Here is a 25244-nt window from a genome sequence, read left to right as displayed (position 1 = left end):
GGCGCTACGGACCCGGCTTAGGGTTCTCACTATCAGGAAAGGGGCGCCCTAAGTGCTTGCCCTGACAGAGTTGACAATGTCTCACTTCCGCTCGCATTTGCGGGCGGAACTGCATTTGGATGGGCGGCCCGTGGCGCTGTTCGGGCCGAATGGGGCGGGTAAGACCAATATCCTTGAGGCGGTATCGCTGTTTTCCCCGGGCCGCGGCCTGCGCCGCGCCAGCGCTGCGGAAATGACCCGCCGCCCAGAGGCGCTGGGGTGGAAATTGAAGGCGACTCTGCAGGCCCCCACACAGTCCTACGAGGTGGAAACCTGGTCCGAAGGCGGCAACGCCCGGCAGGTCAGGATCGACAACAAGGCCTCCAACCAGATCGCACTGGGGCAGATCTGCCGCGTGGTCTGGCTGATCCCTGCGATGGACCGCCTGTGGATTGAAGCCGCCGAGGGCCGTCGCCGGTTTCTGGATCGCATCGTGCTCAGCTTTGACCCTTCGCATGCCGAGGCGACGCTGGCCTATGAAAAGGCGATGCGCGAACGCAACCGCCTGCTGAAAGATCAGAACCGCGATCCGGCCTGGTACCGGGTGTTGGAAACGCAGATGGCCGAGACCGGCCACCGCATCAGCGCCGCGCGTATTGCGGCGGTGTCGCTGCTGCAAGAGGCGCAGGCGGCCGCCGAAACCGCCTTTCCCGTGGCTGAACTGGAGCTGATCCAGACCGAAGGCACCATGCCCGCAAGCGCAGAGGACCTGCGCGAGGCGCTGGCCGAAAGCCGGTTCCGTGATCTGGCGGCGGGGCGCACGCTGGTCGGCCCCCATCGCACCGATCTGATCGGGACCTATGCGGCCAAGGGCGTACCGGCCCGCGATTGTTCCACCGGAGAGCAGAAGGCGCTGCTGGTGTCGCTGATCCTTGCCAATGCCCGTGCGCTTGCGGGGCGCGAAGGGGCGCCGCCGATCGTGTTGTTGGACGAGGTCGCAGCGCATCTGGACGCGGCCCGCCGCGCCGCGCTTTATGATGAGATCTGTGCGCTGGGGGCGCAGGCCTGGATGACGGGGACCGAGGCAGAGCTGTTTGCAGAAATGGGTAGTCGCGCCCAGATGCTGGAAATCACCGAGGGCGAAGCTGGATCAAAGGTAGAGGTGCGGTCATGACCCTGTCGATCTGGGATCTGGTGCTTTATGCGGGCGGGCTGTTCGTTCTGTTCCTCACCCCGGGTCCGGTCTGGCTGGCGCTGCTTGCGCGGGCGGTGTCCGGCGGGTTTCATGCTGCCTGGCCACTGGCGTTGGGAGTGGCTTGCGGCGATATCCTGTGGCCGCTGGTAGCGGTGGCGGGCATGTCCTGGCTGGTGTCCGAATTTGCAGGCATCATGACCGTCCTGCGCTGGGTCGCCTGCCTGATGTTCCTGTTCATGGGGATCACCCTGATCCGCCACGCGGGCGCGCGTATTCAGGAAAACAGCGCTTTACTCCGCCCCGGCACCTGGGCTGGGTTCATGGCCGGGATTGCCGTTATTCTGGGCAATCCCAAAGCGATCCTGTTCTACATGGGGCTGCTGCCGGGGTTCTTTGATCTGTCCGCAGTCACAAAGGTGGATGTGGCAGTGATCGTGACGCTGTCTTTTTTTGTGCCACTGATGGGCAACCTGATTCTGGCGGCGCTGGTGCACCGGTTGCGGGCGCTGCTGTCGTCGCCATCAGCCCTGAAGAAGGTCAATCTGGTGTCCGGCGGCCTCTTGATCTGCGTCGGGCTGATCATTCCCTTTTCCTGACGCCTTGTTGGCCCCGGGTCAGGCCTGCGGCGCCAACCAGGCCTCTAGAAATGGGCGCAGCGCGTCCAGTGGGGTCTGTTCGTTGGGACTGGACATGCAGAACCAGATCGCGATCACCTGATTGAGAAAGGCCTGAATGCCTTCGGCCAGGAATTGCGCCGGGTAATCGTCGCGCACCAGTCCGGCCTGTTGCAGCTGCGCGATCCAATCGCCCCAGATGGCGATCTGGCGGTAAAAGCCTTCGGTCACCACCTCATCCGTTTCAGTTCCGGTGGATCCCGAATAACGCAGTAGCAGATCAAAGATCACCCGGTCTCCGGCCACATACTCCAGCAGGGGTGCGATACGTTCCAGCAGGGCCTCGCGGCTGTTGGGTGCCCCCTTTTCCTCCATCTGGTCCAGATGGCGCATCACCTCGGCCCCGATAAGAACGGCGAGCAGCCCGTCCTTGTCTCGGAAGTGGGAAAACAGCGTGCCCTTGGCCACGCCTGCGCGGTTTACAACGTCTTCAACCTTGAGACCGCTGTAACCTTCGGTCGCAACAAGCTCGGCTGTGACCTCCAGCAGTTTGGCACGGGTTTCTAGTCGGCGTTTCTGGGGCTGTCGCGGCATCTGCGTCCTCATCAAGAAAATGTGACCCTGGTCAATTTAAATATTGACCAGGGTCATTTATTGAGTCAATAAACTGACCAAGGTCAATTTAGTTGTAGGAAGTGTCAGATGTCCACCAAGAAAATCATCGTCCTGAATGGTCACCCCGGTGAAACCTCGCTGTCGAAATCGCTGTGCGATACCTATGCCGCCTCGGCCAAGGCCAAGGGTCACGCGGTGCGCTATCACGATATCTCTGCTATGCAGTTCGACATGGATTACGGGCAGGGCGGTTATAAGAACCCCAAGCCGCTGGAGCCGGATCTGGAAGCCTTCCTTGCAGATCTGGAGTGGGCCGATCACGTGGTGGTGGCAACCCCGCTGTGGTGGGGCGCCATCCCGGCCAAGCTGAAAGGCGTCTTTGATCGCGCGCTACTTCCGGGTCGGACGTTTGACACGCGCAACCCCAACATGATGGGAGTTCCGGCACCGATGCTGACCGGCAAGACCGCCCGGGTGCTGCTGACATCGGACACGCCCCCACTGCTGCTGAGGCTGATTTACAGCAATGCGATCAAGAAAATCATCAGCCGTCAGATCCTTGGCTTTGTCGGTGTGAAGCCGACCCGGTTCTCCTCCTTTGCGCCTGCCACGGATGCCAAGGGCAAGAAGGTCGAGGGCTGGCTGCAAAAAGTCGCCGGTCTGGGGGCAAAAGCCGCTTGAATCCAAGAATAAAAGGGGCGCGTGCGCGTGACATTCCCCCCCGGACTGCGTATAAAATCTGAAAGCAAAAACAGGAACGCGCGAATGTCCGGAAACGAGCACGCCCCCGCCGAATACGGTGCGGATTCCATCAAAGTTCTCAAAGGCTTGGAGGCGGTTCGCAAACGCCCCGGCATGTATATCGGGGACACCGACGATGGATCGGGCCTGCACCATATGGTGTATGAGGTCGTCGACAATGGCATCGACGAGGCACTGGCGGGCCATGCGGACGCCGTGACGGTGAAAATTCACGCCGATTCCAGTGTTTCTGTCAGTGACAACGGTCGCGGCATTCCGGTGGATATCCACGCCGAAGAAGGCGTCTCGGCGGCCGAGGTCATCATGACCCAGCTGCACGCGGGCGGCAAATTCGACAGCAACTCCTACAAGGTCTCTGGCGGTCTGCACGGTGTTGGCGTTTCCGTTGTGAACGCCCTGTCCGACTGGCTGGAGCTGCGCATCTGGCGCAATGGCAAGGAACACATCGCGCGGTTCGAGCGCGGCGACACGGCCAAGCACCTTGAGGTCGTTGGCGACTGCGGTGACCGTACCGGCACCGAGGTCCGCTTCCTGGCGTCGACCGACACGTTCTCGAACCTCGAATACTCCTTTGAAACGCTGGAAAAGCGTCTGCGGGAACTTGCCTTCCTCAACTCTGGTGTGCGGATCATCCTGATCGATGAACGCCCGGCCGAGCGGCTTGAGACTGAGCTGTTCTACGAAGGCGGTGTGAAGGAATTCGTCAAGTACCTCGACCGGTCGAAAAGCCCGGTCATGGATGCCCCGATCTATATCGTAGGTGAAAAGGACGACATCGGCGTCGAAGTGGCGATGTGGTGGAACGACAGCTACCATGAAACCGTGCTGCCATTTACAAACAACATTCCACAGCGCGATGGCGGTACCCATGTGGCGGGCTTCCGCGGTGCGCTGACGCGGACCATCAACAACTACGCGCAGTCTTCCGGGATCGCCAAGAAGGAGAAGGTCTCTTTCACCGGTGACGACGCCCGCGAAGGTCTGACCTGTGTGTTGTCGGTCAAGGTGCCGGATCCCAAGTTCTCCTCTCAGACCAAAGACAAACTGGTCTCCTCCGAGGTGCGCCCGGTGGTGGAAAGCCTGGTGAACGAGAAACTGGCCGAGTGGTTCGAGGAAAACCCGACCCAGGCCAAGGAAATTGTCGGCAAGATCATCGAAGCCGCCCTGGCCCGCGAAGCCGCCCGCAAGGCGCGCGAGCTGACCCGGCGCAAGACGGCAATGGATGTGAACTTCCTCGCCGGCAAGCTGAAGGACTGTTCCGAGAAAGACCCCTCGAAAACCGAAGTCTTCCTCGTCGAGGGTGACTCCGCCGGGGGCTCTGCTCAGACGGGTCGCGACCGCCAGACGCAGGCAATCCTGCCCCTGCGCGGTAAGATCCTGAACGTTGAGCGCGCGCGCTTTGACCGGATGCTGGGAAGCCAGGAAATCGGCAACCTTGTGATGGCGCTTGGCACCGGTATTGGCCGGGATGAGTTCGACATCTCCAAACTGCGCTACCACAAGATCGTCATCATGACCGATGCGGACGTGGACGGCGCCCATATCCGGACGCTTCTGCTGACCTTCTTCTATCGCCAGATGCCCGAGCTGATCGAGGGCGGCTATCTCTATATCGCCCAGCCGCCGCTTTATAAGGTGGCCCGTGGCAAATCCGAGGTCTACCTGAAGGATCAGGCGGCGCTGGATGATTACCTGATCCATCAGGGCGTTGAAGGCGCGGTTCTGAAACTGGGATCGGGGGAGGAAATCGTCGGGCAGGATCTGGCCCGCGTGGTGGATGAGGCGCGTCAGCTGCGTCGTGTCATCGATGCCTTCCCGACCCATTACCCCCGCCATATTCTGGAGCAGGCTGCCGTTGCAGGTGCCTTTGTTCCCGGCGCGGTGGATGCCGACCTGCAGGGCGTTGCCGACAGGGTTGCCAAGCGGCTCGACCTGATTGCACTGGAGTATGAAAAGGGCTGGCAGGGCCGTATTACCCAGGATCACGGTATCCGTCTGGCCCGCATCCTGCGCGGCGTTGAGGAGGTCCGCACGCTGGATGGTCCGATGCTGCGTTCGGGTGAGGCGCGCAAGACCGGCAGCTTTACCCAAAGCCTGCAGGAGATCTACGGCCAGACCGCGACGCTGGTGCGCAAGGAGCGCAGCCAGCTGATCCACGGTCCGCTGGAGCTGTTGAAGGCGATTCTGGAAGAGGGTGAAAAAGGCCTGTCGCTGCAGCGCTACAAGGGGCTGGGCGAGATGAACCCGGATCAGCTGTGGGAAACTACGCTGGACCCGGACGCCCGCACCCTGTTGCAGGTGCGCGTAGACGACATGGTCGAGGCCGACGATCTGTTCACCAAGCTGATGGGTGATGTGGTCGAACCGCGCCGCGAATTCATCCAGAAAAACGCGCTGAGCGTGGAAAACTTGGACTTCTGATCCACAGAATTGCGTTCCGTCAGCCGGTCTATATGTCGGCTGACGAAGCCCGCGTGTCGCGGGGTGGGCGATCAGCTGATTTCGATCAGCTGGTTTGTCGCCTTTTCGATGCTCAGCTGCTGGGCAATCCAGGCCGCAAACATCTTGATCAGCTCCAGATCGCTGCTCTCAAAGGGCGTGCGCGGTTCTGACGAGGTGAAGTTGACCGTGCCGAACCGTTCGCCATCGACCACCAACGGTACCCCGATATAGGTTTCAAGAACAAACAGACTGTAACAGGGGTGGGGCGCGTCTCCGACCTCCTGAGCTGAGCTGCAGGCAATCGGGCCATTGGCCTCCATCGCGCGTGCGCAGCAGCAATCGGCGATCTTGAACCGGCTGCCGCGTTCGATTTCCGCGATCTGGGAATAGCTGTAGAGCACGGTGTAGTCTTCGCCGTGAACCCAGCTAACCAAAGCCGAATCCGTTTGAAAATGGGCGCAACCCATTTTGAGAATTTCACGGATCTTTTCATTGGTCTCAAGCTCTTGATCCGCAGAAACCTGATAGAGCCTGGCGAGCAATTCGTCAAAAGCGCGCGGTTTTGAAATGTCGCGGGTAATACCGAAATACCCCAGAACGACGCCACGGGAATCGCGAATTGGGCCACCTGTTGTTTCGCCTAAAAAGGTTTTTCCATTTGATCGCAAATAGTTGCTTTCGTAATTATGTTGCTCTGCGGATCCGGATGGATTGAAATGTGCCGCGCCTGCGGACAGGTAGCCTTCTTCAGTGGGGTAAAGAATGGCGGTGCTGTGGCCGACCATCTGATCGATGGTGTGGCCAAACATGCTTAACGCGGCATTGTTGGCCCAGACGATGCGGCGGTTTTCATCCGCTACGATGACGGCTTCGGGCAGGTCGCGGAACAGGCTGGGGATCGATACTTTTCCAAGTTTAATATTGGCCGCTTCCTCTGGACGGTGCAGCAGCTCGGCTGAGCAATTGATCATCGAAATCACCTCATCTCAACATTTCTAAAATTGACTGTGCAAAATGGCACAAGCACCAGCGATCGAGCTTTGAAATACGCAAGCCTTGATAGGAGTCGCTGGCTACAATTAAATAAAATGAAAAAGTCGTGAAGAGAATGCAAGATTAAAATTCCACCAAGAGCGGTATCGTGGAGGAAACTATTCTGCTTTAAGGCTTATTTCTGAAGGTTTACAGAATGGTCCACCTTAAAGGGCAATCGTGCCCAGATGATCCGCCCCGCGCGCCCGGGCCAGTTGCATTTGCTTCTGCCGCTCCCGGAACCGGGCTTTGTCGGCCTCGCTGGTCTCATTGATGCACATATGACAGGAGACCCCGGCCTCGTACTCGGGGCGCGACTTGTCCTCGGGCAGCAGCGGGCGACGACAGCCGTGGCACAGCTCATGCGGACCTTCCTTCAGCCCGTGCCCGACAGAGACACGGTTGTCGAAGACAAAGCACTCCCCCTGCCAGCTGCTGTCCTGTTCCGGAACCTCTTCCAGATAACGCAGGATGCCGCCTTTCAGGTGGTAGACATCCTCTACGCCCTGACCCAGCAGGAAATTGGTGGACTTCTCGCAGCGGATCCCGCCGGTGCAGAACATCGCAACCCGCTTGTTGTGGAAGCGGTCCTTGTTGGCTTCCCACCAGGCGGGGAATTCCCGGAAACTGCTGGTTTCGGGGTCGATCGCGCCTTCGAAGGTGCCAATCGCCACCTCGTAGTCATTGCGGGTGTCGATCACCACCACATCGTCTGAGCGGATCAGATCGTTCCAGTCTTCCGGCTCGACGTAGTTGCCGACGCGGGCCTTGGGGTCCACATCGGGCTGGCCCATGGTCACGATCTCTTTCTTCAAACGGACTTTCATCCGTCCAAAGGGCGCATCGGTGGCGGTCGCTTCTTTCCACTCCAGATCGCTGCATCCGGGCAGGGCGCGGATATGCGCCAGAACGGCGTCGATCCCGGCGCGCGGACCGGCAATGGTGCCGTTGATCCCTTCACGCGCCAGCAACAGAGAGCCTTTGACCTCCTGTGCGAGGCAGAGATCCAGCAGCGGCCCCCGCAAAGCGTCGGGGTCGGAAAAGCGGGTGAAGTGATACAGGGCAGCGATGGTGTACATAGCCAGCCCTTTACACCAGAGTCCGAAAATCCTGCAAGACAGGCTGTCGTGACGGCCCGGCTTTTCAGCGTGGTAATTGGTCGCGTTGCCGATCAGGCAGCATGTCGGAATGCTTCGTCCCGCAGTGGGCGCGGGGATTGACGCAACAGATGCTGCGCCCTACGCCTTGTGAAACGAGACAGGATAGTTTCATGCCCAGTGCTTTGATCGTTATAGATGTTCAGAATGACTTTTGCTCTGGTGGTGCGCTTGCAGTGGCCGGCGGCGAAGAGGTCACCGCCCCGATCAACGCCATGATGGATCGCTATGATGCGGTCATCCTGACCCAGGACTGGCACCCGGCGGGACACTCCTCCTTTGCCTCCAGCCATCCGGGCGAAGCTGCCTTTGGCCTGGTCGAGATGCCTTATGGACCGCAGGTTCTGTGGCCCGATCACTGTGTGCAGGGTACCCCCGGCGCTGCCTTTCACAAGGATCTGCGGCAGGACGGGGATCTAATCATCCGTAAAGGGTTTCGTGCGGCAGTGGACAGCTATTCGGCCTTTTTCGAGAACGACAAGACCACGCCGACCGGGCTTGAAGGATACCTGCGCAATCGGGACTTGATGGATCTGACGCTGGTAGGCCTGGCAACGGATTTCTGCGTTGCCTTCTCGGCGCTGGATGCCGCGCGGCTGGGATTTGATGTCCGGGTTGATCTCTCGGCCTGCCGTGCCATCGATCTGGAGGGATCGCTCAATACAGCCTTGAAGGACATGCAGGAGGCGGGTGTCCATTTGGGCCAGGGACCTGCTTAGTGTTTCTTAAAGGGAGTTTCGTTAATTCAAAGAGCGGATTGACACGCGCAAGGATAGACGATGAATGAGCAGCGCATGTCTGGTAATGGACCGCTGACAAGCCACTACCAGAAGTATAGCTCGGCCGGCTTGTTTGATCGCTATTCCAGAGGGCGCATCAAGGGTTTCAAGTCGCGCCTTGTGTTTGCGGTGCTGGTGTCCCTTGCGCTGGCCTATCTCATCTTGCCTGCTGTCGCTCTTCTCAGCTTTCTGGCATCGATGCTCCCCGACCTTTTGGACTGCTGGTATCTGCATCAGGCCCGCAATCGCCTGCGCCGGGATGCCGCCGCTGAAAAACGGGTGCGGAGCGTCAGTTCCGCGACGGCAGCCCTTCACGGGATTGGCGTTGCCATCGCTGCCACGGCGCCGCTCTGGTCCGTTTATGTGGATGCAGGGTCGCCGGAGTTTTCGGAACGGCATGACCAGCTGTTTTCCATTGCCCTGCTGACCAGCGCGGCGATCAACGCAGGCTTGCTGTTTCCCTTCCACCGGATCGCGGTGTTCTTCCGTCTGGCGATCTATACGGCGACGCCTATCCTTATACTTATCGTGCGGGGGCCGGTGCTGCGCGGCAGCAGCACGGACACGCAGCTTCATTTCGCCGGGCTTTTGGTATTCTTTGGCTCGCTGATTTGGCTGCTGACCTTTACCACGCGCGGTTTCCACCGCACCCGCAGCAGCCTGCTGGCCCAGGCGCTTCAGCGGCAGGAGTTGGAGACCGCCTATCAGCGCCTTTATGCGCAGCAACTTGAGACCCAGCGGCTGGCGCTGGTGGCCCGTCACGCCAATGACAGTGTCATGCTGATGGACAAGACCGGCAATATCATCTGGGTCAACGATGCCTTCACGCGGATCACGGGATGGCGCGCGGAAGAGGCGATCGGCCGTCAGCCCGGTGATCTTCTGAACCACCCGGACACCGACCCGGCGAGCCTTGACGTCATTGTCGAAGGGCGCAAGAGGGAGGAGCCCTTCAGGGTACAGGTGCTGAACCAGCGGCGGGACGGGAAAACGCTTTGGCTGGAGACCAATCAGGTGCCGATGCGGGACGATACCGGCGCCGTCACCACCTATATCGCGGTAGAACGCGATATCACCGAGTCCAAGGAATACGCCGCCAAGCTGGAAAAGGCCCGCCTCGCCGCCGAGGAAGGCGCGCGGGCAAAATCCGAATTCCTTGCCACCATGAGCCACGAAATCCGCACCCCCATGAACGGGGTGATCGGCATGGCGCAGCTGCTCGAAGACACCGACCTGGATGAAGATCAGAAGCTCTATGCGGATACCATCCTTAGCTCGGCCCGGACGTTGCTGGATCTGATCAACGATGTCCTTGACCTGTCCAAGCTGAACTCGGGCGAGGTGTCCCTTGATGCCGTGGATTTCAATGCCCGCCGCTGCTGTGAAAACACCATCCGCCTGCTGAAGTCGCAGGCCGATGCCAAGGGGTTGAAGCTGGTCTTTGAGTGCGATGATACCGTTCCGGCGTTGCTGAATGGCGATGACCGCAAGCTTGGCCAGATCCTGACCAATCTGGTTGGCAACGCCATCAAGTTCACCGAGACCGGCCAAGTCAAGGTCACGCTGATGGCGGAAAACAGCGACAGCGGCCGGGACATCACCATTCATGTCGCCGACACCGGGATCGGGATCAGCAAGGACATGCTGAGCAAGATCTTCGAACGGTTCTCGCAGGCAGACGCCGCCATCAGCCGCCGCTTTGGCGGCACCGGCCTCGGGCTTGCCATCTCGCGTCGCCTCGCAGTGGCCATGGGCGGGGAAATCACCGTCGCGTCTGAGCCGGGGCAGGGATCCTGTTTCACGGTGCGCCTGCCCTTCCAGGAAGCGAAAGATCCTGCTGCCGCTGCCCAGCAGGCCTGCGGCGCCTCCGTTGTAGACGAAGAGGTGCCCGCGGCGCTGAACGGATTGCGCCTGCTGGTGGCGGAGGACAACAAGGTCAATCAGATCCTGGTCCAGAAGTTCCTCAAGGATTTCCCGGTGGAGATCGAACTGGCCGAGGATGGCGCCAGAGCGCTGGAACTGACCCAGTCTTTTCAGCCCGATATCATCCTGATGGATATGAGCATGCCGGTCATGGACGGTCTCGAAGCGACCCGGGCAATCCGGGCGTTGCAGATCCGCCAGCCGGTGATCATCGCCCTGACGGCCAACGCCTTTGACACCGACAAGGCCGATTGCCTGGCGGCGGGCATGGACGAATTCCTCACCAAACCGATCAACCGCAAACAATTGATCGATGTCCTGCTGACCCACGGGGGCCACAGACACAACCTGCGCGCAGGCTGATTTCCTTGCTCCGGGCGTGGGCCTGCCCTATCACGTTGTGAAACAACGGAGCGAGGCCGCCGGTGGATATTGCAACCCGCGTCTACAATCACAAATGGAAGATAGATCCGATCATCCGGTCATTGATTGATACTGATTTTTACAAGCTGCTGATGTGCCAGTCGGTGTTCCGCAGCAAGCCGGACACCCAGGTCACCTTTTCGCTGATCAACCGGTCTTCGCAGGTGCCGCTGGCCCGGCTCATCGACGAGGGCGAGCTGCGCGAACAGCTGGATCACATCCGGTCGCTGTCGCTGTCCCGCGGCGAAAGCACCTTCCTGCGCGGCAACACCTTCTACGGCAAACGCCAGATGTTCCGCCCCGATTTCATGGAGTGGTTCGAAGGCCTGCGTCTGCCGCCCTATCATCTGGAGCGCAAGGGTGATCAGTACGAGCTGACCTTCGAAGGCAAATGGCACGAGGTTATGCTGTGGGAGATCCCGGCGCTGGCGGTGCTGATGGAGCTGCGTTCGCGCGCGGTTCTGAACGACATGGGCCGGTTCGAATTGCAGGTCCTTTATGCCCGCGCCATGACCCGTGTGTGGGAAAAGATCGAAGCCTTGCGCAAGATCGACGGGCTGTCGATTGCCGATTTCGGCACCCGGCGGCGGCATGGCTTCCTGTGGCAGGACTGGTGCGTGCAGGCGATGATGGAGGGGCTGGGACCGAAGTTCACCGGGACCTCAAATTGCCTCATCGCCATGCGTCGCGAGGTCGAGGCGATCGGCACCAATGCGCATGAGCTGCCGATGGTCTATTCCGCCCTCGCCGAAACGGATGAGGATCTGGCCCGCGCGCCCTATGATGTGCTGTCGGATTGGCATGATGAACACGACGGCAACCTGCGCATCATCCTGCCCGACACCTATGGCACCAAGGGGTTTTTGGAGCACGCGCCGGACTGGCTGGCGGGTTGGACCGGGATCCGCATCGACAGCGGCGATCCCGCTGCGGGCGCCGAGGTCGCGATCAAATGGTGGCGGGACCGCGGAGAGGATCCGAAACAGAAACGGGTGATCTTTTCGGATGGGCTCGACGTGGACAAGATCGCCGAGCTGCACGCGCAGTTCGCGGGCCGGGTCAAGGTGTCCTTCGGCTGGGGCACCTTGCTTACCAATGATTTCCGCGGGCTGGTACCGGATGATGCGCTGGCGCCGTTCTCGCTGGTCTGCAAGGCGGTCAGCGCCAATGGCCGCCCCACGGTGAAACTGTCGGACAATCCCGAAAAGGCGATGGGACCGGCGGATGAAGTCGCCCGTTACAAGCGGGTATTCGGCGTGGGCGAACAGGAACGCATCGACGTCATCGTCTGAAGCGCTTCTAACGGAGGCGGTGGCTCCCGCGCGGAAGGCTCGCATGGAACATGCAAGTCTTCCCCTTGGGCCCCGCAGGCCGCGCCGAAGGCGCGGCCTGCGGCCTCGCGATGCGCAAAGCGCAGCGCAAAACCTCTTCTGTTGGGCTGTGTCAACCGTGATAGGCAGCGACGGTTTTCAGCTGGGAGAAGCCATAAAGCGCTTCAAAGCCTTTCTCGCGGCCATGGCCGGATTTGCCGACACCGCCAAAGGGCAGTTCCACACCGCCCCCGGCGCCATAGTTGTTGAGGAAGACCTGACCCGCACGCAGCTTCTTTGCCAGCCGCATCTGGCGGGCGCCATCGCTGCTCCAGACGCTGGCCACGAGGCCGTAGTCGGTGGAATTTGCGATCTCGACGGCTTCCTCTTCGGTGTCAAAGGGGATCATCACCTGCACCGGGCCAAAGATTTCCTCCCGCGCCAGCGCGTGATCGGCGGGCACATCGGCAAACAGGGTCGGGCGCACATAGGCACCGTCCTCGGGCGCGCCGTCCACGATAATCCCCTGCGCGGCCACGGTCAGATCCGACCCCTTGGCCAGGAAGCCTTCGACGATCTCCTTCTGCCGGGCCGAGATCAGCGGCCCCAGACGCAGGTCTTCCGGGGCCGGTCCTACGGTCAGCTCTGCGTAGGCGGCGGACATGCGGGTCTTGACCTCTTCATAGACGCCGCGCTGCACCAGAATGCGCGAGGAGGCAGAACAGGTCTGGCCGGCGTTCTGAATGCCCGCGTTGACCAGAAACGGCAACGCGGCATCCAGATCAGCATCGTCAAACACCAGCTGCGGGGATTTCCCGCCAAGCTCCAGCGTCACCGGCACCACGTTCTTGCCTGCGGCCTGCTGCACCAGGGCGCCGGTGGCCACCGAGCCGGTGAAAGAGATGTGATGCACGCCGGGATGCGCGGTGAGAGCCGCGCCGGCTTCGGCGCCCAGTCCCGGCACCACGTTCAGCGCCCCGTCGGGCAGGCCCGCATCCAGCGCCAGCTGGGCAAAGGCCAGCGCGGTCAGGCAGGCTTCCTCGGCTGGTTTCAGAACGCAGGCATTGCCCATCGCCAGCGCTGCGCCAACCGAGCGGCCGATGATCTGCATCGGGTAGTTCCAGGGCACGATATGTCCGGTGACCCCATGCGGTTCGCGCAGCGTATAGACGGTGTAGCCGTCCAGATAGGGAATGGTCTCCCCGTGTACCTTGTCCGCAGCGCCGCCGTAGAATTCGCAGTAGCGCGCCAGCGCCACAGCATCGGCACGGGCCTGGGTCAGGGGTTTGCCGACATCCATTGCTTCCAGCGCGGCCAGCTCATCCACCCGCTCCAGCACCAGCTGGCCGATGCGGCACAGGATACGGCCACGCTCCAATGCGGGCATCTGGCCCCAACCGCTGTCTAGCGCCGCTTCGGCAGCCCGCACGGCGGCGTCGATGTCCTTGGCGCCGCCACGGGCGATCCGGCACAGTTCGTTGCCGTTCGACGGATTGATCAACGGCAGGGTCTCCCCGCTTGCCGAGGCCTGCCAGCTGCCGCCGATCAGGCAGAAACTGGGATCGAACCAGATATTGTTTTTTTCAGTCATGAGTGGGTCCTGTAATCTGGAAGGAATAGCTTTTGCTTTGCAACTCGGTAAAGGGTGCGCCCTCGCGCAGCTCGGTAACCCCGGGCAGGACGCTCAGACAGGTGCCCCAGAAGGCCAGGGCCGACGGGGACTGGGCCGAAATGCCCATCCGCCAGCGCCCCGGAAACTCCTGAAACAGGATCTCTGCCGCCACCCGGCCAAAGCCATGGCGGCGATGCGGGGCAAAGATCGAAAACTCGGACAGCTCGCGCCGGTCGTCGGGCAGGTTCAGAACCAGGGCAAAGCCGATGCGTTTCCCGTCGTTCAGCACCCAGAAGGCGATGACATCCTTGCGGTGCAGCATCTGCCGTGCCCTGTCGCCCGGATCGATCCGGGCCTGGCTTGCGGTTTCTTCGAAATACCCCGCCAGAACACTGGTCAGAACCGCATGCTCCTTTGGCAGGATCAGGGACAGTGTCAGGCTCATGCCGCTCCCTGCGTCAGATCGGGCAGAACAGGGGCGGCGGCAATCAGGGCCTGCGTATAGGGATGCCGGGGCGCCGACAGCACCTCTTCGGTGGCGCCTTCCTCGACGATCTGGCCTTTCTGCATCACCAGGCAGCGATCGGTGATTGTGCGCACCACCGAAAGATCGTGACTGATGAACAGGTAGGTGAGCTCATAGGCCTCACACAGCTCGGCCAGCAGGTCGAGGATTTGCGCACGGACAGAGACATCAAGGGCCGAGACCGCTTCGTCGAACAGGATCAGCTCGGGCCGGGTGATCAGAGCGCGGGCAATGGCGATGCGCTGGCGCTGACCGCCGGAGAACTGGTGAATGTATTTGTTTGCATCCTGCGGCCCCAGGCCGACGGCGGTCAGGGTCTCCGCGATCAGATCGGTGCGGGCGCTGCCGGTGGGGGCATCGGGCTGGCTGTAGAAGGGTTCGGTGATCAGCCGGTCGACCCGGTGACGCGGGTTGAAGCTGCCAAAGGGATCCTGAAATACCACCTGCATCTTACGGCGCGCCTCGGCCGCGTGACCGGCCGAAATCGGCTTCCCATCAAGCAGGATTTCACCACTCTGAAGTGGCTCCAGCCCCAGAATTGCCCGTGTCAGGGTCGATTTTCCGCATCCTGACTCGCCGACAAGGCCCAGCCGCTCGCCGCGGTTGAGGGTAAAGGAGACCTCGTTCACGGCGCGGAAATGCTGCTGCGGGACAAAGGGTGATTTGCGCGGCAGGCGGTAGTCACGTACGGCGCCCTTGACCTCCAGCAGCGGTTTCGGCTCCGGCGCCGTTGGCAGGGTGACCTGATGCGAGGAGGCGGCGAAGAGCATCCGCGTATAGGGGTGGCTCATGTTGTGCAGCAGCCAATCGGTTTCCCCGGTTTCGACCACTTCGCCGTGGCGCATGACGACGATCCGGTCGGCCAGATCCGCCACCACGGCCAGATCATGGGTGATGATCAGCAGCCCCATGCCGAATTCCTGCACCAGATCCTTCAGCAGGTCGAGGATCTGGGCCTGGGTGGTCACGTCCAGCGCAGTTGTCGGTTCATCCGCGATCAGCAGTTTCGGGCGCAGGGCGATGGCCATGGCGATGACGACCCGCTGGCGCTGACCACCGGACAGCTCGTGCGGGAAGCGGCTGAGCGGGAAGCGATCCGCAGGCAGACCGACCCGGTCGAGCATGTCGCGGGCGCGTTGTTCGGCCTCTTGTTTCGTCATGGCGCCGTGGATCAGGATGGTCTCCATCACCTGATCGCCAATCGTCCTGACCGGGTTGAGCGCGGTCATAGGCTCCTGAAAGACCATGCCAATAGATTGACCGCGTAGGGCACACATCTGCGCTTCGCTTTGCCGGGTCAGATCGGTGTCTTCCAGCAGGATCTGCCCCTGGATTGTGGTCCGCTCGGGCAGCAGTTGCATGACGGAAAAGGCGGTCATGGATTTCCCGGAGCCGCTTTCGCCGGTGACGGCGACGATCTCTCCGGCAGCGACCGAAAGGGTCACGTTCTTCAGGATCGGGTGGCTGCCGATGGAGAGCGACAGGTCGGTGATATTCAGCAGGCTCACGTCTGGCGTCCTTCCATAAGATCACACCAAGGGGAGCGCCCGAGCCTGGCTGGGCGCAATGCGCCCTCCCGGGGGGAGGGTCGGGCGCGGCCCGGCTGTGCCGGGCACATGGCCATTGCGGAGATGTGGGAAAGCGGTGTCATGTGCGGGCCTCCCGCAGTTTGGGGTCCAGCCAGTCGCGCAGCCCGTCGCCCATCAGGTTGAGGCCAAGCACGGTCAGCACGATGGCCGACCCGGGAATGATCGCGAGATGCGGGGCAAAGCTGACCATGGTTTGCGCATCCGCCAGCATGCGTCCCCAGCTGGGGGTCGGCGGCTGCGCGCCAAGGCCGACATAGCTGAGGCCTGCTTCGGCCAGAATGCCAAGGCTGAACTGGATGGTGCCCTGCACGATCAGCAGGTTCGCCACGTTGGGCAGGATATGCTCGGCTGAAATCCGCGCTGCGCCTTTGCCCGCAACCTGCGCCGCGAGAATGAATTCCCGCTGCCAGAGCGACAGGGCCGCCCCCCGTGTGATGCGGGCGAAGACCGGGATATTGAATATGCCGATGGCGATGATCGCGTTGATGGCGCCGGGGCCAAAGATGGCGGTGATCAGGATCGCGATCACAAGCGACGGGAAGGCAAAGACCAGATCGTTGCCGCGCATGATCAACTCGTCCAGAACAGAGCCTTTGCGCGCCGCCGCCGTTAGCCCCAGCGGGATGCCGATGGCCATGCCGATACCGACGGCCACCAGCGCCACCGCCAGCGAGGTGCGCGCGCCCACCATGATCATCGAAAAGATGTCGCGTCCGAAGTGATCGGTACCCAGCCAGTGCACGGCGTTCGGCCGTTGCAACTTGTCCGGGATGGCCATCGCCGTGTGGTCAAAGGGCGTCCAGACGAACGACAGCAGCGCCGCCAGCAGCACCAGCGAGGACAGGAATATGCCAAGGAACAGACTGCGGCTCATGTACGGCTCCTTAGCCGGGGATCGACCAGCGCATAGGCCAGATCGACCAGAAAGTTCACGGTGATCACGGCAAAGACCAGAAGCATCACCACCGATTCCACCACGATCAGATCGCGGGAGGAAATCGCCTGGAACACCAGCCGTCCAAGGCCGGGCAGGTAGAACACCTGTTCGATGATGATCGCCCCGGCCAGCAGAAAGGAAAACTGCAGACCGATGATGGTCAGCACCGGGATCATCGCGTTGCGCAGCCCGTGCCGCCACAGCGCCTGCCTGCGGGTCAGACCCTTGGCACGAGCGGTGCGCATGAAGTCCTCGCCCAGAATATCCAGCAGGGCGGAGCGCATCACCCGCGCCAGAATGGCCGCCTGCGGCAGGGCTAGCGCGATGGCGGGCAGGGTCAGGGATTTCATCCCGGCCCAGATTCCGTTTTCCCAGCCGCCAAAGCCCCCGGCGCTGAACCAGCGCAGGTTGATGGCAAAGACAAGCACAAGCAGCATCGCAAACCAGAAGTTCGGAATGGCGACGCCCAGCTGGGTTGCGCCCATCACCGCCATGTCTCCGGGTTTCCCACGCCGTGCAGCAGCATAGATCCCGGCGGGAAATGCGATCAGCGTCGACAGCGCCAGCGCATAAAGCGCCAGCGGCAGCGATACCCACAGCCGGTCGGCGATCATCTCGGCCACCGGGGTGCGGTAGGTATAAGATGTGCCGAAATCGCCGGTCAGCATGCCGCCGATCCAGGTCAGGTAGCGGTGCAGCTTCGATTCATCGAGCCCCAGCTCACTGCGCAGGGCCGCCACGGTGTCAGGCTGGGCGTTGATGCCCAGCATGAAGGACGCCGGATCGCCGGGCGCGATTTCGATCACCGCGAAGATCACGATAGAGGCCACAGCCAGGCTGAGGCACAGCGAAAGCAGTCGTTTGAAAGAATATTGTATCATTGTGACACAGGCTAGAATCAGCAGAGGGATCGGTCCAGAGCAAGCAGCGCAGAGGGTGAAACTGGCGCTATTATTTTTGTGATCTGGCCGTGAAAAATCGCCATTTTGGTCATCTTTTGTGCGGCTAACGCGCAGCCGTCGTGAAGCGTGCGGAATCCGAGCTAAGCAGCAGACATCAAAGCCATTTTTTCTTCAGGGCATTCACGATTCGATATGCGAATCCGTCTGGTCCGAGCCGCTGGCCGACGGAGGGGTGAAAGTACGGTGCGGGCATGAAAAAGGGCGCGCCGCAGCGCGCCCTTTGTTGGGGTAGATTGGCAGGGCTTATTCGGCCCAGCTGACAGCAGTCAGGTCGGTCGCCTGTGTCGGCGCATTGGCCCAAAGACCCTGAAGATCAGCCTTTGCCACGCTGAGAGAAGCCAGCTGGAACAGGTACCCGTTGACGTAGTCGTCGGCGATGATCTTTTGCGCCTGCTGCAGCATCGCGGTCCGCTGATCGGGATCGGTGGTGCCGTTCAGGTCGGTCATCAGCTGCTGGAAGTCCGGATTGTCATACTGGAAGTAGTATTCCGGGCGGGCATAGATCCCGATGTCCATCGGCTCGGTGTGGCTGACGATGGTCAGGCCAAAGTTCTTGCCGCGGAAGACGGTTTCCAGCCACTGCGCCCATTCGACGTTGATGATCTCGGCTTTGATGCCGACATTTGCCAGCTGGGCGGCGATGATCTCACCGCCACGGCGGGCATAAGAGGGCGGCGGCAGGTGCAGGGTGGTTTCAAATCCGTCCGGCAGACCGGCCTCGGCCAGCAGCGCCTTGGCCTTTTCCGGATCAAAGGCGGACTGACCGGTCAGATCCACATAGGCCGGGTTGTGCGGCGCAAAATGGGTGCCGATGGGCGTGCCATAGCCGAACATGGCGCCATCGATGATGGCCTGACGATCGATGGCATGGGCCAGCGCCTCGCGCACCTTCACATTGTCAAAGGGCGCCTGTTTGTTGTTGGTCGACAGGATGGTTTCCCCCTCGGTCGAACCGACCAGAACCTGGAACCGCGGATCGGCGTCGAACTGCGGCAGGTTCTCGGGCGCGGGGAAGCCGGAAAAAGCATCGACATCCTCGGCCATCACGGCTGCAAAGGCGGCGGTGGGGTCCGAGATGAACTTGAAGGTGGCCTTGTCCAGTTTCGCGGGGGTGCCCCAGTAATCGGCGTTCTTTTCCAGATCGATGCGGTCGCCCTGCACCCAGCCTGCGAATTTGAAGGCACCGGTGCCCATCGGCGCGGTCTTGATGTCCTCGATGCTTTCCGGCGCCACGATCACGGCATCGCCCCAGGCCAGATTGAACAGCAGGCTGCCGTTGGGCTGGCTCAGCGTGACTTTGACGGTCATCGGATCAACCACGGTGACATCTGCGATGTCCGAGAACAGCGCCTTTTGCGCATTTGTGCTGTCTTCGGCGCGGGCGCGGTCCAGGCTGAATTTCACGTCTTCGGCGTCCATGGTGGTGCCGTCATGGAAGGTGACGCCGTCGTGCAGGTGGAATGTATAGGTCAGACCGTCCTCGGAAATGTCCCAGCTTTTGGCGAGACCCGGCACAACCGAGCCATCCCCCATGAAGCGGGTCAGACCTTCGAAGACGTTGGAGTAGAGGACCTGATCGATGGCCCCGGCAGCGGCGCTGGTCGGGTCCAGATGCGGCGGTTCCAGCTGCAGACCGATGGTGACGCTGTCTTTGGCCCAGGCGGCTGCGGTGCTCAGCGCCAGCGCGGAACCGGCGGCAAAGAGGATGGATCTGAATGTCACTTTGAAACTCCCTGATGTTGGAAACACGCCCTTGTTGGCGGGCTTGCCAGAAGTCTGTCCTGATTTTGCAGTGTTAATCAAGAGCCTGTCGCGTTTTGGCGTTGCGGCAGAAAGAGACAAGGGGGGAGACATTTCGCGCACTGGATGCTGCGGGTGCGAAATGATACCCCTCCGCAACCCAAAACCAACGTGGGAAGAAGATGAGCGCGAACCTCCAGACCAAGGCCATCACGGCCGAAGATATCCGCGCCCGAAAGGGCCAGGATCCCATCGTCAGCCTGACAGCCTATACCACCCCGATGGCCGGGCTGATGGATGACACATGCGATTTCGTTCTGGTGGGGGATAGTGTCGGCATGGTGCTGCATGGGCTGCCCTCGACTCTGGGCGTCACCATGGAGATGATGATCCTGCACGGTCAGGCGGTGGCGCGCGGGCTGAAACGGGCGCTGATGGTGATCGACATGCCTTTTGGCAGCTACGAGGAAGGCCCGGCACAGGCCTTTGGCAATGCGGCGCGGCTGATGCGCGAAACCGGTGCTGGCGCGGTCAAGCTGGAAGGCGGGGTCGAGATGGCCGAGACCATCCGGTTCCTGGTCAAACGCGGCATCCCGGTGATGGCGCATATCGGTCTGACGCCGCAGTCGATCAACACGCTGGGCGGTTACAAGGTGCAGGGCCGCGATGAGCAGGCAGAAGCGGTGATTGCCGATGCCCACGCCGTTGCCGAGGCTGGCGCCTTTGCCGTGGTGCTGGAAAAGGTGCCGCAGGTCCTGGCCGATCAGATCACCGCAGAGATCGTCATTCCGACTATTGGTATCGGCGCCTCGGCAGGCTGCGACGGGCAGGTTCTGGTGCTGGATGACATGCTGGGCATGTTCGCCGCCTTCAAACCGAAGTTTGTCAAACGCTATGCTGATCTTGGCCCCATGGCCGAGGCCGCGATCAAGGAATACGCGACCGAGGTGCGCAGCCGTAGCTTCCCGGCGGCTGAACATGTTTTCGCGGATGCGGCGCCCGGCGCCAAGAAGGGCTGACCAATACGATGACTGCTCCTATTCTGCGCCGCCTTGCGGATCTGCGCGAACAACATGCCACCTGGATCCGCGCTGGTGAACTCGTCGGTGTCGTACCCACGATGGGCGCCCTGCACGCCGGCCACCTGTCGCTGGTCGAGGCGGCCAAGGCAGCCTGTGACCGGGTCATCGTGACCATTTTCGTGAACCCGCGGCAATTCAACAGCCCCGAGGATCTGGCCAAATACCCGCGCACCGAACAGGCGGATGCCGAAAAACTCGCGCCGTTCGATGTCGATGTGGTCTATGTACCGGACCCCGATCAGATCTATCCCGATGGCTATGCCACCTCGGTCTCGGTCGAAGGTATCACAGACGTTCTGGAGGGCACCTTCCGGCCCGGACATTTCGATGGTGTTGCCACCGTTGTGGCCAAGCTTTTCCTGCAGACCGGCGCCCACAAGGCGTTTTTCGGCGAAAAGGATTTCCAGCAGCTGATGGTGGTGCGCCGCATGGCGCGGGACCTCGATATCCCGATCGAAGTCGTAGGCTGCCCCACCGTACGCGAAGACTCTGGTCTTGCCATGTCCTCGCGCAATATGCGCCTGTCGGCGGAGGCTTTGGACAAGGCCGGTCGGCTTTATCCCGTCATGACGGGCTGCGCGGGTCGACTGGCTGCCGGGGAAACCTTCGACCAGATCGAGCCAGAGGCGCGCGCCGCCCTGCAGGCCGCGGGTTTTGGTGAGGTCGAGTATCTGGACCTGCGCTGCGCTGACACTCTGGCACCGCTGCAAACCCCAACCCGGCCTGCGCGGCTCCTGGTGGCGGCATGGCTCGATGGGGTGCGGCTGATCGACAATATCGCGGTTCCGCAACTAAGTGATTAGTCGGGTCTGGTCGCGCTAACACTTTTGCGTCTAAAGTCTGCCCTCAGAAGACAGGAGAGAGGGCAGGAGATGAGTTTTATTCTGGCGATCGACCAGGGCACGACCTCGACGCGGGCGATTTTGTTCGACGGGGACATGCAGGTCGCCCATACCGCGCAGCAGGAGTTCCCGCAGTATTTCCCGCAGGCCGGCTGGGTGGAACATGACCCCGAAGAAATCTGGTCCTCCACGCTGGAGGTCTGTCGCCGGGTGATCTCGGAACAGGGCATCTCGGCATCTGATATCACCGCCATCGGCATCACCAATCAGCGCGAAACCACGGTGGTCTGGGACCGGGAAACCGGCCAGCCCATCCACAAGGCCATCGTCTGGCAGGACCGCCGCACCTCGGCGATCTGCGAAGAGCTGCGGACCGCCGGGCATGGCGATCTGGTACACAAGACGACGGGTCTGCTGCTTGATCCCTATTTTTCCGGCACCAAGGTCAAGTGGATCCTCGACACTGTGCCCGGCGCCCGCAGCCGCGCGGCCGAGGGCAAGCTGATGTTCGGCACCGTGGACAGTTTCCTGATCTGGCGGTTGACCGGCGGCGCCGCCCATGTGACCGATGCCACCAATGCTGCGCGCACGCTGATGTATGACATCCGCGAAGGCGGCTGGAGCGCCGAGATCTGTGAGGTCCTGGATGTGCCAATGCAGATGCTGCCCGAGGTCAAGGACTGCGCCGCAGACTTCGGCATCGCTGCGGCCGAGCATTTCGGCGCTGAAATCCCGATCCTCGGCGTGGCGGGGGATCAGCAGGCGGCCACCATCGGTCAGGCCTGTTTCCAACCCGGCATGATGAAATCCACCTATGGCACCGGTTGTTTTGCATTGCTCAATACCGGCGCGACGCCGGTCGAATCCCGCAACCGGATGCTGACCACCATCGCCTATCAGCTGGATGGCCAGCCGACCTACGCGCTGGAAGGATCGATCTTCATCGCGGGCGCAGCGGTGCAATGGCTGCGCGACGGGCTGGGCATCATCGGCTCGGCGCAGGAAACCGGTGGGCTGGCGGCCTCGGCAGACCCCGGGCAGGACGTGATCCTGGTGCCGGCCTTCACCGGTCTTGGTGCGCCCTATTGGGAGCCCGACTGCCGCGGCGGCATGTTCGGCCTCACCCGCAACTCTGGCCCGGCGGAATTCGCCCGTGCCGCCTTGCAAAGCGTCGCCTATCAGACCCGCGATCTGTGGGAGGCGATGCGCGCCGACTGGCAGGAGGCTGCCGAAGACAGCGTCACCCTGCGCGTCGATGGCGGGATGAGCGCCAGCGACTGGACCATGCAAAGCCTGTCGGACATCCTGGGCGCCCCGGTCGACCGGCCGGTAATGCAGGAAACCACGGCGCTGGGCGCGGCCTGGCTGGCGGGCATGAAGGCCGGTATTTATCCCGACCAGAGCGGCTTTGCCGCAACCTGGGCCCGGGATCGCCAGTTCACACCCGCGATGGAGGCGGACCAGAGAGAGGCCGCCTACGGTCGCTGGAAACGGGCGGTGCAGGCGGTGATCGGCGTCTGATCCTGCGGGTCAAACCCGCGCCGATTCGGGTCAAGGGCCGCTCTAGCGGCCCCGCCGCAGGCGGGGGCACCCTTGAGGCGACTCGGCGCAGTCCCAAACTGGAACAGGCGCTTTCAGGGCAGACCTGCCCCTGAAACGCTTCTCAGCAAAACCTGTCGCGGCGCACATCGTGCGCCGCCGGGCCCAACGCAGACCGCGTCATCTTTGATGACACGGGAAAGCGGCGGGAGCGCCCCTGTAGCAGCCGAGGTGGTTCAGCCCAGCTGCGCGCCTTCGGCTATCGTGCGGGGACGGGCGTTCAGCTCCTCGATGCTGAAGCCGGCGATGGATTTGTACTTCGCCGCATGGGCGGCCAGATCCTCCATGGGGATCACATCCTCGACGGTCTCGAAATCGCCGCCACAGAGATCCTCGACCATCTGCAGCACCGCATCCGGTCCGCCGGCGCTGCGGTTGGCGAGGCCGACGTTGGTGGTCAGCGGGCGCACCGCCGCCTCATAGGCTTCCAGCGCGGCAGGGGTCAGCCCGTGCCGCAGCAGTTCGGCGCCGATCAGGCGGGCATCAAGAATGGCCTGGCTCGCCCCATTCGAGCCGACAGGATAGGTCGGATGTGCCGCATCGCCCATCAACGTCACTGATCCGTCGGTCCATTTCGGCAACGGATCGCGGTCCACCATCGGGTATTCAAAAACCACATCAGCGCCGCGGATCAGGCCGGGTACGTCGATCCAGTCGAATGTCCAGTCCTCGAAATCGCCGACGAAATCCTCGATATCCGCCGCGCGGTTCCAGTCTTCCTTCTTCCAGGCGGCACTCGGATCAAAGCTTTTCTCGGCGATCCAGTTGATCGTTGCCAGACCGTCGCTGCCGGGGTCCGAAATCGGATAGGCCACCATGCGCAGGGCGTTGTGGCCGATCATCACCATGGCGCCGCCACCGCTCCAGACCGGGGCTTGCGTCGTGGCGCGCCACAGGATCCGGCCGTTCCAGATCGGCTCGCCTTCGTTCGGGTACATCTGTTTACGCAGGGCCGAGTGGATGCCGTCGGCCGCAATCAGCAACCGTCCCTCAAGACGCCGCCCATCGTCGAGCAAAAGCACGGCGCCCTCGGGTGTGGTTTCAAAGCCGGTGGCGCGGGCACCGGTCGAAATGCATTCTGCCCCGGCGCGGGCCACCAGCGCCTCATAAAGCATCATCTGTAGGGCGCCCCGATGCACCGAATACTGCGGCCAGGCATAGCCCGCATCCATGCCGCGCGGCTCTTCCCAGATGGTCTTGCCCAGCTTGGTGTAGAACCCCAGCTGCCGGGTGCGCACGCCAATGGCATCGAGTTCTTTTTCCAGCCCCAGATCCAAGAGTTCCCGCACCGCATTGGGTTGCAGGTTGATGCCAACCCCCATCGGTTTCAGCTCGGGCGCGGATTCGCAGATGTGAAAGGGCACACCGATCTGGTGCAGCGTCAATCCAAGTGTCAGGCCGGCAATACCGCCACCTGCGATGAGAAGGGTCATTCCGCGTTTCTCCTGTTCGGTCTGGTGCCCTAGAAAACATGCTTCATCTGATCAGAGCAAGTGCGCGCTGACTCACCCCGAAGGCACAGACCCGGGCCCCGGTCTGTGCAGGCTCAATCCTGAGCGGCGATGATCAGATCGGGGCCAAAGATGACATCGGCGTAGTTGCCAAGATAGATCTTCAGCCAAGGGGTAAACCGGTCGGGGTGGCGCTGCACCTCTGCGATCAGGTCGTGATAGTCGATCCAGCGCGTCTCCATCACCTCGTCCGGATTGGGTTCCAGATTCAGCGGCCGATGGGCGTGGGCCAGAAAGACATCGACCACCTCGTGTTCGATCATGCTGTGTCCGACATCGGCGCGGTATTCCAGCTGGTGGCGGAATTCGGGATAAAGGCCGGTGATGCCCAGCTCTTCGCCCATGCGACGCACGGCGCAGGCGGAGGAGGCCTCATCCCACATCGGATGGGTGCAGCAGGTGTTCGCCCACAGCCCGGGGGTGTGATATTTGCCCATGGCGCGGCGCTGCATCAGGATTTCGGTGCCTTTTACGACGAAGACCGACACTGCCTTGTGCTTCAGCCCCTGTTCATGGGCCGCCAGCTTTTCCACCGGTGTCAGTTCGCCGTTCACCCAGGCCGGGATCGGATGAGTCATCGCGGGTTCAGGTCCGTTTCAATTCCCGTCAGCGG

The 25244-nt window shown here is 61.8% G+C and carries 21 protein-coding genes; 10 read left to right on the top strand and 11 right to left on the bottom strand.

Annotation, left to right across the window (positions count from 1 at the left end):
• Positions 1-52 precede the first annotated feature (52 nt).
• Entirely contained in the window at positions 53-1153 is a 1101-nt protein-coding gene (gene recF, locus C6W91_RS06550) for a DNA replication/repair protein RecF (protein WP_274837921.1), read from the top strand.
• On the top strand, positions 1150-1770 hold the full coding sequence (locus C6W91_RS06545; RefSeq protein ID WP_274835438.1) for a LysE family translocator: 621 nt from the start codon (positions 1150-1152) through the stop codon (positions 1768-1770). Before recF ends, C6W91_RS06545 begins: the two co-directional genes overlap by 4 nt.
• Before the next feature lie 18 nt (positions 1771-1788).
• Here C6W91_RS06545 and C6W91_RS06540 read toward each other — a convergent pair whose 3' ends face one another.
• Positions 1789-2382: a TetR/AcrR family transcriptional regulator gene (locus tag C6W91_RS06540; RefSeq protein ID WP_274835437.1), complete on the bottom strand. Its 594-nt coding sequence runs from the start codon at positions 2380-2382 to the stop codon at positions 1789-1791.
• 108 nt (positions 2383-2490) lie between these two features.
• On the opposite strand from C6W91_RS06540, the gene C6W91_RS06535 reads away from it, so the two are divergent.
• Together C6W91_RS06535 and gyrB are read left to right on the top strand one after the other, a co-directional pair.
• Positions 2491-3084 carry an NAD(P)H-dependent oxidoreductase gene (locus tag C6W91_RS06535; RefSeq protein ID WP_274831645.1) on the top strand — a complete coding sequence of 198 codons (594 nt, stop codon included), beginning with the start codon at positions 2491-2493 and terminating at the stop codon, positions 3082-3084.
• An 84-nt stretch (positions 3085-3168) separates the two neighbouring features.
• Positions 3169-5586 carry a DNA topoisomerase (ATP-hydrolyzing) subunit B gene (gene gyrB, locus C6W91_RS06530; RefSeq protein WP_065272206.1) on the top strand — a complete coding sequence of 806 codons (2418 nt, stop codon included), beginning with the start codon at positions 3169-3171 and terminating at the stop codon, positions 5584-5586.
• 71 nt (positions 5587-5657) lie between these two features.
• Here the strand turns inward: gyrB and C6W91_RS06525 are convergent, their stop codons facing one another.
• Positions 5658-6578 carry a PAS domain-containing protein gene (locus C6W91_RS06525; protein WP_274837922.1) on the bottom strand — a complete coding sequence of 307 codons (921 nt, stop codon included), beginning with the start codon at positions 6576-6578 and terminating at the stop codon, positions 5658-5660.
• A 228-nt stretch (positions 6579-6806) separates the two neighbouring features.
• Positions 6807-7718, bottom strand: a complete 912-nt coding sequence (locus tag C6W91_RS06520; protein WP_274835436.1) for a rhodanese-related sulfurtransferase — start codon at positions 7716-7718, stop codon at positions 6807-6809.
• A gap of 191 nt (positions 7719-7909) precedes the next feature.
• Here C6W91_RS06520 and pncA point away from each other — a divergent pair, with 191 nt between their 5' ends.
• The 3 genes from pncA (at position 7910) to pncB (ending at position 12213) form a co-directional block, all read left to right on the top strand.
• Positions 7910-8515 (top strand): bifunctional nicotinamidase/pyrazinamidase, encoded by a 606-nt coding sequence (gene pncA, locus C6W91_RS06515; protein ID WP_065272209.1) that lies wholly within the window; start codon positions 7910-7912, stop codon positions 8513-8515.
• 75 nt (positions 8516-8590) lie between these two features.
• Positions 8591-10861 carry an ATP-binding protein gene (locus C6W91_RS06510; RefSeq protein ID WP_274837923.1) on the top strand — a complete coding sequence of 757 codons (2271 nt, stop codon included), beginning with the start codon at positions 8591-8593 and terminating at the stop codon, positions 10859-10861.
• Positions 10862-10923: 62 nt separating this feature from the next.
• Positions 10924-12213: a nicotinate phosphoribosyltransferase gene (pncB, locus tag C6W91_RS06505; protein WP_065272211.1), complete on the top strand. Its 1290-nt coding sequence runs from the start codon at positions 10924-10926 to the stop codon at positions 12211-12213.
• A gap of 151 nt (positions 12214-12364) precedes the next feature.
• On the opposite strand, the gene C6W91_RS06500 is transcribed toward pncB, so the two are convergent.
• The 6 genes from C6W91_RS06500 to C6W91_RS06475 all read right to left on the bottom strand — a co-directional run bounded on the left by C6W91_RS06500 (position 12365) and on the right by C6W91_RS06475 (position 19579).
• Positions 12365-13822, bottom strand: a complete 1458-nt coding sequence (locus C6W91_RS06500) for an aldehyde dehydrogenase family protein (RefSeq protein ID WP_065272212.1) — start codon at positions 13820-13822, stop codon at positions 12365-12367.
• On the bottom strand, positions 13815-14288 hold the full coding sequence (locus C6W91_RS06495) for a GNAT family N-acetyltransferase (protein ID WP_065272213.1): 474 nt from the start codon (positions 14286-14288) through the stop codon (positions 13815-13817). Before C6W91_RS06495 ends, C6W91_RS06500 begins: the two co-directional genes overlap by 8 nt.
• A complete protein-coding gene (locus C6W91_RS06490; RefSeq protein ID WP_065272214.1) occupies positions 14285-15877 on the bottom strand; it encodes an ABC transporter ATP-binding protein in 1593 nt (530 codons plus the stop codon). Before C6W91_RS06490 ends, C6W91_RS06495 begins: the two co-directional genes overlap by 4 nt.
• A gap of 139 nt (positions 15878-16016) precedes the next feature.
• Entirely contained in the window at positions 16017-16832 is an 816-nt protein-coding gene (locus tag C6W91_RS06485; RefSeq protein ID WP_065272215.1) for an ABC transporter permease, read from the bottom strand.
• A complete protein-coding gene (locus C6W91_RS06480) occupies positions 16829-17776 on the bottom strand; it encodes an ABC transporter permease (protein WP_065272216.1) in 948 nt (315 codons plus the stop codon). Before C6W91_RS06480 ends, C6W91_RS06485 begins: the two co-directional genes overlap by 4 nt.
• 324 nt (positions 17777-18100) lie before the next feature.
• A complete protein-coding gene (locus C6W91_RS06475; protein ID WP_274837924.1) occupies positions 18101-19579 on the bottom strand; it encodes an ABC transporter substrate-binding protein in 1479 nt (492 codons plus the stop codon).
• Positions 19580-19779: 200 nt separating this feature from the next.
• Between C6W91_RS06475 and panB the strand changes: the two genes are divergently transcribed.
• The 3 genes from panB to glpK all read left to right on the top strand — a co-directional run bounded on the left by panB (position 19780) and on the right by glpK (position 23042).
• Positions 19780-20616, top strand: coding sequence for a 3-methyl-2-oxobutanoate hydroxymethyltransferase (gene panB / locus C6W91_RS06470; protein WP_274837925.1), 837 nt, complete (start codon positions 19780-19782; stop codon positions 20614-20616).
• 8 nt (positions 20617-20624) lie between these two features.
• Positions 20625-21482 (top strand): pantoate--beta-alanine ligase, encoded by an 858-nt coding sequence (panC, locus tag C6W91_RS06465; RefSeq protein ID WP_274837926.1) that lies wholly within the window; start codon positions 20625-20627, stop codon positions 21480-21482.
• A gap of 69 nt (positions 21483-21551) precedes the next feature.
• Positions 21552-23042, top strand: coding sequence for a glycerol kinase GlpK (gene glpK, locus C6W91_RS06460; protein WP_065272220.1), 1491 nt, complete (start codon positions 21552-21554; stop codon positions 23040-23042).
• 254 nt (positions 23043-23296) lie between these two features.
• Here the strand turns inward: glpK and C6W91_RS06455 are convergent, their stop codons facing one another.
• Positions 23297-24553, bottom strand: coding sequence for a flavin-dependent oxidoreductase (locus tag C6W91_RS06455; RefSeq protein ID WP_274837927.1), 1257 nt, complete (start codon positions 24551-24553; stop codon positions 23297-23299).
• Between the two features lie 113 nt (positions 24554-24666).
• On the bottom strand, positions 24667-25209 hold the full coding sequence (idi, locus tag C6W91_RS06450) for an isopentenyl-diphosphate Delta-isomerase (RefSeq protein ID WP_274837928.1): 543 nt from the start codon (positions 25207-25209) through the stop codon (positions 24667-24669).
• Positions 25210-25244 lie beyond the last annotated feature (35 nt).

Origin of the sequence: Phaeobacter sp. SYSU ZJ3003, assembly GCF_041300735.1 — a bacterium.
Classification (GTDB): domain Bacteria; phylum Pseudomonadota; class Alphaproteobacteria; order Rhodobacterales; family Rhodobacteraceae; genus Phycobacter; species Phycobacter gallaeciensis_A.
Note: the sequence above shows the minus strand (reverse complement) of the source record. Positions and strands in the feature narration are given on the sequence as shown.